General features: G+C 71.2%; 5 protein-coding genes and 1 pseudogene. 5 read left to right on the top strand and 1 reads right to left on the bottom strand.

Annotated elements, in window-relative coordinates; translation table 11 throughout:
• Both FV223_RS15225 and FV223_RS15235 read left to right on the top strand, forming a co-directional pair.
• The coding region (locus FV223_RS15225; RefSeq protein ID WP_147727829.1) for a DUF4159 domain-containing protein at positions 1–249 on the top strand (249 nt) is incomplete at its 5' end.
• Between the two features lie 205 nt (positions 250–454).
• Positions 455–2536 carry a hypothetical protein gene (locus tag FV223_RS15235; protein WP_147727830.1) on the top strand — a complete coding sequence of 694 codons (2082 nt, stop codon included), beginning with the start codon at positions 455–457 and terminating at the stop codon, positions 2534–2536.
• A gap of 226 nt (positions 2537–2762) precedes the next feature.
• On the opposite strand, the gene FV223_RS15240 is transcribed toward FV223_RS15235, so the two are convergent.
• The gene (locus tag FV223_RS15240) at positions 2763–3647 is read right to left on the bottom strand and encodes an alpha/beta hydrolase (protein WP_147727831.1); all 885 of its coding nucleotides are present in this window, start codon (positions 3645–3647) and stop codon (positions 2763–2765) included.
• Between the two features lie 170 nt (positions 3648–3817).
• Between FV223_RS15240 and FV223_RS15245 the strand changes: the two genes are divergently transcribed.
• The 3 genes and pseudogenes from FV223_RS15245 to FV223_RS15255 all read left to right on the top strand — a co-directional run.
• Complete coding sequence (locus FV223_RS15245; RefSeq protein ID WP_147727832.1) at positions 3818–5719, top strand: extracellular solute-binding protein; 1902 nt, start codon at positions 3818–3820, stop codon at positions 5717–5719.
• A complete protein-coding gene (locus FV223_RS15250; protein ID WP_147727833.1) occupies positions 5716–7572 on the top strand; it encodes an extracellular solute-binding protein in 1857 nt (618 codons plus the stop codon). The genes FV223_RS15245 and FV223_RS15250 overlap by 4 nt, the downstream gene beginning before the upstream one ends.
• A gap of 63 nt (positions 7573–7635) precedes the next feature.
• Positions 7636–7815, top strand: a pseudogene (locus FV223_RS15255) (microcin ABC transporter permease); the annotation flags it as partial.

Raw genomic sequence — 7815 nt, forward strand, 5'->3', positions numbered from 1 at the left:
GGCACCGAGCGCCGCCCGGCGCGGGCGGGGGACGGCGTCAGCCCGATCGTCATCACCGGCAACGACCTCGCCGCCGCCTGGGCGATCGACCGCCGCGGCGACCCGCTCTACCCGGTGGTCGGCGGCGACCAGCGCCAACGCGAGATGGCGTTCCGCGGCGGCGTCAACATCGTGATGTACACGCTGACCGGCAACTACAAGGCGGACCAGGTCCACGTGCCGGCCCTGCTGGAGCGGCTGGGACAGTGAGATCTCTTCGCGTTCAGGCCAGCTCTTCTCCCTCCCCCCTCGGCGGGGGAGGGTACCCTGCGGAGCAGGGGGGGAGAGGGGAGCGACGGTGCCGGATACGGCGCTTCCCTCTCCCAACCCTCGCTGATGCGAGGCCCACCCTCCCCCGCAGAGGGGGGAGGGAGCATGCGCGGCGCGCGCGCCCAGGACACAAGGCTCTCACCCCATGCTGAGCCTCAGCTTCACGCCGCTGCTGCCCTGGCCGGTGCTCGCGGTGCTCGCCGTCGTTGTGGTGCTGTTCGCGGTCCTCGCCTTGCTGGCGCGCGGCCGCACGGCGATCCTCCGGGCGCTGGCGCTCGGCCTGGTGCTCGCGGCCTTGGCCAACCCCGCGCTGGTGCGCGAGGATCGCGAGCCGGTGAAGGACATCGCCGCGGTGATCGTCGACCGGTCCGGGTCGCAGGCGCTCGGCGATCGGCCGGCGGTAACCGACCAGGTCCGGTCAGAGCTGCAGCGCCGCTTCGGCGCGCTGGCCAACATCGAGCCGCGCTTCATCGACGTGCCGGACGCCGCCGGCGACGATGGCACCAAGCTGTTCACCGCGCTCGGGCAGGCGCTCGCCGACGTGCCGCCGGAGCGGCTGGCCGGCGTCGTCATGCTCACCGACGGCGTGGTCCACGACATCCCGGCCTCGCTCGCCGCGCTCGGCATCAAGGCGCCGCTGCACGTGCTCGTCACCGGCCACCCGGACGAGCGCGACCGGCAGATCAAGCTGCTGGAGGCGCCGCGCTTCGGCATCGTCGGCAAGGACCTGACGATCCGGGCCGAGGTGATGGAGCGCGGCGGCACCGGCTCGGCCGTCGTCGCCCTGCGCCGCGACGGCGAGGAGATCGGGCGGCGCACCGTGCCGACGGACAAGCCCTTCGACCTCACGGTCAAGATCGAGCACGGCGGCCCGAACGTCGTCGAGATCGAGGTCGAGCCGTTGCCGGGCGAGCTGACCACGGTCAACAATCGCGCCGTGCTGCCGATCGAGGGGATCCGCGAGAAGCTGCGCGTGCTGCTGGTCTCCGGCGAGCCGCACCAGGGCGAGCGCACCTGGCGCAACCTGCTGAAGTCCGACGCCAACGTCGACCTGGTGCACTTCACCATCCTGCGCCCGCCGGAGAAGCAGGACGGCACGCCGATTTCCGAGCTTTCGCTGATCGCCTTCCCGACGCGCGAGCTGTTCGTTCAGAAGATCAAGGACTTCGACCTGATCATCTTCGATCGCTACGCCAACCAGAGCGTGCTGCCCTCGGCCTACTTCGACAACATCACCCGCTACGTCCGCGAGGGCGGCGCGCTGCTGATCGCGGCGGGCCCGGAATTCGCCGGCCCGGCGAGCCTCGCGCGCACCCGGCTCGCCGGCATCCTGCCGGGCGACCCGAACGGGCGGGTCGTCGAGCAGCCCTACAAGCCGACGGCGACGGCCACCGGCAACCGCCATCCGGTGACGCGGGCGCTGCCCGGGGGCGACGCCACGCCGCCGGCCTGGGGCGACTGGCTCCGCATCGTCGCGGCGCAGCCGCGGGCCGGCAACCAGCCGCTGCTGTCGGGCGCCGAGAACCTGCCGCTGCTCGCGCTCTCGCGTGAAGAGAAGGGCCGCGTCGCCTTGATGCTGTCCGATCACGCCTGGCTCTGGGCGCGCGGCTACCAGGATGGCGGCCCCTATCTCGACCTGCTGCGCCGCCTCGCGCACTGGCTGATGAAGGAGCCGGCGCTCGAGGAGGAAGCGCTGCGCGCGCAGATGACCGGGCGCGGCCGCGAGGTCCGCGTCGAGCGCCAGACCATGGCGGAGGCGACCGATCCGGTCACCGTCACGAGCCCGACCGGCAAGGTGAGCACCCTGACCCTGAAGCCCTCGGAGCCGGGACTGTTCGGCGCGACCTTCGAGGCGGCCGAGCTCGGCCTGCACACCCTGCGCTCGGGCACGCTGGCCGCCTTCGTCAGCGTCGGCCCGCCGAACCCGCGCGAGCTCGCCGACGTGTTCAGCGATACCGAGCGCCTGAAGCCGGTGGCCGACGCCTCCGGCGGCTCGATCCGGCGGGTGGCGGACGCGTCGGGGGCCGTCGCGGTGCCCCGCCTCCAGAGCGTGCGCGGCGGCCGCCTCTCCGGCGCCGACTGGATCGGCTTCCGCCCGAGCGACAGCGCGGTGATCCGCGGCGTCGAGGTGTATCCCCTGGCGCTCGGGCTGGCAGCCCTGGCGTTGCTGGCCGCGGCCGTGCTGGCGATGTGGCTGGTGGAAGGCCGGCGCGGGCGGGCGGCGTAGGCGACGAGTTCTCGCGTCGATATCGAAGCATCAGCGCGTTTCCCTCCCCCCTCTGCGGGGGAGGGTGAGCCTCGCGTCAGCGAGGGTCGGGTGAGGGGAGCGCCATATCCGGACAACGCGCTCCCCTCTCCCGACCCGCTTCGCGGGCCACCCTCCCCCGCAGAGGGGGGAGGGAAGAGGCGGTGGCTTCACTCCTGCTCGCGCCGAAGATCACCTCAGCAGCCGCTCAGCCGCGCAGATCCGAAAAGAACCGCGCGATCTCGGCCGCTGCCGCGTCGGGCTTCTCCCGATGCGGAAAGTGCGCCGCGCCGGGGAACGGCGCGAGGTCGAGGTCGGTGAAGTAGTCCGACAGGCGGTCGGTCCAGGCGTAGGGGAAGAGCGGCGAGGAATCGCCCCAGCGGATGCAGGTCGGGACCGCGATGGGCTTCGGCGCGGGCGCCTCGCCGCGGATCATCGCGAGCCGCCCTTCGTTCTGGCTGAGATACCAGTCGAACCCGCCCTGCAGGTTGCCGGGCGCGAGGAAGTTGTCGACGAAGGCGTCGAGCACGTCGTCGAAGGCGTGCGGGTTCGGGCCGGACCAGTGCCGCAGGATGCCGCCGATATAGGTCCGGCAGGCCTCCCGCGACGAGCCGACGAGATCGGCCGCGTAGGGCATCAGGTGGAAGGACTGGTACCAGATCTCGCGCAGCTTCTCGGGCGCGCCGAGGCGCGGGCCGATGCCGCCGTAGGGGCAGTCGAAGAAGAACAGCTTCCGCAGCCGCTCCGGCGCCATGTGCCCGAGCCCCTGCGCGACGTAGGCGCCGACGTCGTGCGAGACCACGCCGACGCGGGCGACGCCGAGCGCGTCTAGGAGGGCGAGGATGTCCTGCGCGTGGACCTTGACGCCGACCCCGTCGTTCGGCGCCGCATCGGGCTTCCCGGTCGCGCCGAAGCCGCGCAGGTCCGGCGCGATGCAGGTGAAGCGGTCCGACAGCCGCGCCATCACCGGCTCCCAGGTCAGCCAGAATTCCGGCCAGCCGTGAAGCAGCAGCAGCGGCGGGCCGCTGCCGAGCCTGGCGACGTGCATGTCGAGGCCGTTCAGCGGGATGGTGTCGTGGCGGATGCTCGGCATCGGTGTTCCTGTCCTGATCGGCTCCAACGCGCCGGAGGCCGTCGGGTTGTCGCCGGGCCGGCAGGGCGTGCGCGGACGCGCCGGGTTGGCGTGGCGGTGCGGTCCGTCCTAAGCAGGCGGGAACGGCCCGCCGAACGGCCGATGACCGACGAACCGGAGACTGCCCCCTCGTGACAGCGCATCCCGTGATCGGACGATTGTTCGCAGGCACCTTGGCCGCCGCCCTGGCGTTCGCCTGCCTCGCAGGACCCGCGGGCGCGCAATCCGAGCCGGCGCCGCCGGCGGCGGGTGCCGGCTGGGTGCACGCGGTGACGCTGATGGGCCAGCCGAAATACGGCCCGGACTTCAAGCATTTCGACTACGCCGACCCGGCAGCCCCCAAGGGTGGTCTCGTGCGCCTCGGGGCGCAGGGCGGGTTCGACAACTTCAACCTCGTGGTCTCGGGCCTGAAGGGCGACCTGGAGGGCGGGATCGCGCTGCTCTACGACACGCTCACCACCGAGTCGCTGGACGAGCCCTTCACCTCCTACGGGCTGCTCGCCGAGGCGCTGCGCGTCGCGCCCGACCTCGGCTCGGTGACCTACCGCCTGCGCGAGGCCGCGAAGTGGCACGACGGCGTCGCGATCACCCCCGAGGACGTGGTCTGGTCGTTCGAGACCTTCAAGGCGAGCAGCCCGTTCTACGCCGCCTACTACCAGACCGTGGCCAAGGCCGAGGCCACGGGCCCGCGCGAGGTGACCTTCACCTTCTCCGAGACCGGCAACCGCGAGCTGCCGCAGGTGATCGGGCAGCTGCGCGTGCTGCCCAAGCACTGGTGGACGGGCAAGGATGCGCAGGGGCGCCCGCGCAACGTCACGGAGACGACGCTGGAGCCGCCGCTCGGCTCCGGCCCGTACAAGCTGGAAAAATTCGATCCCGGCCGCTCGGCGACCTACGTCCGCGTCGCCGACTACTGGGGCAAGGACCTGCCCGTGAATGCGGGGCGCAACAACTTCGGTACCCAGCGCTACGAGTACTTTCGCGACGGGACGGTGCTCGTGGAGGCGCTGAAGGGCGACCTCTACGATTTCCGCGTCGAGAACATCGCCCGCAACTGGGCCACCGCCTACGACGACGTCCCCGCGGTGAAGGACGGGCGCCTGATCAAGGAGGCCTTCCCCGATCGCGGCAACGGCAACATGCAGGCGTTCATCTTCAACACGCGCAGGGACAAGTTCAAGGACCCGCGGGTGCGGCGCGCCTTCAACCTCGCGATGAACTTCGAGGAGATGAACCGGGCCCTGTTCTACGGCCTCTACAAGCGCATCGACTCGTACTTCTACGGCTCCGAGCTCGCCGCCTCCGGCCTTCCCGAGGGCGAGGAGAAGGCGCTGCTGGAGACGGTGAAGGACAAGGTGCCGCCCTCCGTCTTCACCGCGCCCTACAAGAACCCCGTGAGCGACACGCCCGAAGCCGTGCGCACGAACCTGCGCGAGGCGGTGCGCCTGCTGCGCGAGGCCGGCTACGAGCAGCGCGACGGCCGGATGGTGAACAAGGCCACGGGCGAGCCGCTCACCGTCGAGTTCCTCGAGTTCCAGAACACCTTCGAGCGGGTGATCCTGCCGTTCTCGGCGCAGCTGAAGCTCATCGGCATCGGCACCACCCTGCGGGTGATCGACCAGGCGCAGTACCAGAACCGGATGCGCAACTTCGAGTTCGACGTCACCACCGGCTCCTGGCCGGAGTCGCTTTCCCCCGGCAACGAGCAGCGCGAGTTCTGGGGCTCGGCCTCCGCCGACAAGCCGGGCTCGCGCAACCTCATCGGCATCAAGGATCCCGCGATCGACGCGCTGATCGAGACGGTGATCTTCGCCAAGGACCGACCGGGCGTCCTGACGGCGACCCACGCCCTCGACCGGGTGCTGCTCGCCCACGAGTTCGTCGTGCCGCAATGGGCCTCGAACGTCTCGCGGACGGTGCGCTGGAACCGCTTCGCGCACCCCGCCGTGCTGCCGCTCTACGGCTCGTCCGGCTTCCCGACGACCTGGTGGTACGACGCGGCGGCGGCCGCCAAGACCGGGGCGCCGCGTTGAGCGGCGTCTCCCGCCGCACCCTGGTCCTCGGCGCGGGCGCGCTGACGGCCGGCGTGGCCCTTCCCCGCGCGGCGGCCGCGGAAAGCCAAGCTTCGCACGGCCTGTCGAGCTTCGGCGAGCTGAAATACCCCAAGGACTTCCAGCGCTTCGACTACGTGAACCCGATGGCGCCCAAGGGCGGCCGCTTCTCGTCGCAGCTGAGCCAGACCTTCGGAAACCAGGCGCCCGACACCTTCAACACCCTGAACGCCTACGTGCTGCAGGGGGAGGGGGCCGCCGGCATGAACCTCACCTTCGACAGCCTGATGGTGCGGGCGCTGGACGAGCCGGACGCGCTCTACGGCCTCGTGGCGCGCACGGTGACGGTGTCCGAGGACGGGCTGGCCTACACCTTCGCCCTGCGCCCGCAGGCGCGGTTCCACGACGGCTCCAAGCTGACCGCGAAGGACGTCGCCTTCAGCCTCACGCTGCTGCGCGAGAAGGGCCACCCGGAAATCTCGGAGGTGATCCGGGACATGACGGATACGCGGGCGCTCGACGACGAGACCGTCGTCGTCCGCTTCGCCCCCGGCCGCGCCCGCGACCTACCGCTCGCCGTGGCGCAGCTGCCGATCTTCTCGGCGGCCTACTACGCCAAGCGCGACTTCGCGGCCTCCAGCCTCGAGCCGCCGCTCGGCTCGGGGCCGTACCAGGTCGGCCGCGTCGATGTCGGCCGCGCGATCGAGTTCGAGCGGGTGCGCGACTACTGGGCCTCGGACCTTCCGGTGATGGTCGGGCAGAACAACTTCGATGCGATCCGGTACGAGTATTTCCGCGATCGCAACGTCGCCTTCGAGGCGTTCAAGGGCGGCGCCTTCACCTTCCGCGAGGAGTTCACCGCGCGGGTCTGGGCCACCGGCTACGACTTCCCGGCGGCGACAGAGGGCCGCGTAGTGCGCACCACCGTGCCGGATGCCCGTCCCTCCGGCACGCAGGGCTGGTGGATCAACACCCGCCGGCCCCAGTTCCGCGATCCGCGGGTGCGCGAGGCGATCGGCCTGTGTTTCGACTTCGAGTGGACGAACAAGAACATCATGTTCGGCGCCTACACGCGCACGGACTCGTTCTTCGAGAACTCCGTCCTGAAGGCGACCGGCACGCCGTCCCCGGACGAGCTGGCGCTGCTCGAGCCCCTGCGCAAGGACCTGCCGGCGGAGGTGTTCGGCGAGCCGTGGACGCCGCCGGTCTCGGACGGGTCGGGGCAGGACCGCACGCTGCTGCGGCGGGCCGACGCGCTGCTGCGCGAGGCCGGCTGCACCCGCGACGGCGGCCTGCTCACGCTGCCCGGCGGCAAGCCGTTCGAGATCGAGTTCCTCGATTCGAGCCCGGCGCTGGAGCCGCATACCCATCCCTTGATCCGCAACCTCGGCCTGCTCGGGATCAAGGCGACGATCCGCACGGTCGACGCCTCGCAATACCAGTCGCGTCTCAAGGACTTCGACTTAGACATGACCTCGCGGCGCTACGCCAGCGGCGTCACGCCCGGGGCGGAGCTGCGCGAGACCTACGGCTCGCGCTCGGCCGCCACGGCGGGCTCCAACAACCTGTCGGGCATCGCGAACCCGGCGATCGACGCGCTGCTCACCGCCATCGCCGACGCGAAATCCCGCGACGCCCTGAACGCCGCGTGCCGGGCGCTGGACCGGGTGCTGCGCGCCGGGCGCTACTGGGTGCCGATGTGGTATGCCGGCACGCACAAGCTCGCGCTCTGGGACGTCTACGGCCATCCGGCGGAGGGCCCGAAATACGATCTCGGCGCCCCGGCCGTGTGGTGGTTCGACGCCGACAAGGCCAAGCGGATCGGCCGGAACTGACGCGCGGCGCCGGACCGCCGAGCCCCGGCCCTCGGGGCGTCGGCGACACAGGAGACACCTTCGTTGCTCGGCTACATCCTGCGCCGCATCGGCCTGATGATCCCGACCCTGTTCGGGATCATGCTGATCACCTTCACCATCGTGCAGTTTGCCCCGGGCGGGCCGGTGGAGCGGGTGCTCGCGCAGATGCAGGGGCAGGGCGACGGCACGCTCTCGCGCGTCACCGGCGGCACCGGCGACCTC

It is taken from the genome of Methylobacterium sp. WL116, from assembly GCF_008039455.1.
Classification (GTDB): domain Bacteria; phylum Pseudomonadota; class Alphaproteobacteria; order Rhizobiales; family Beijerinckiaceae; genus Methylobacterium.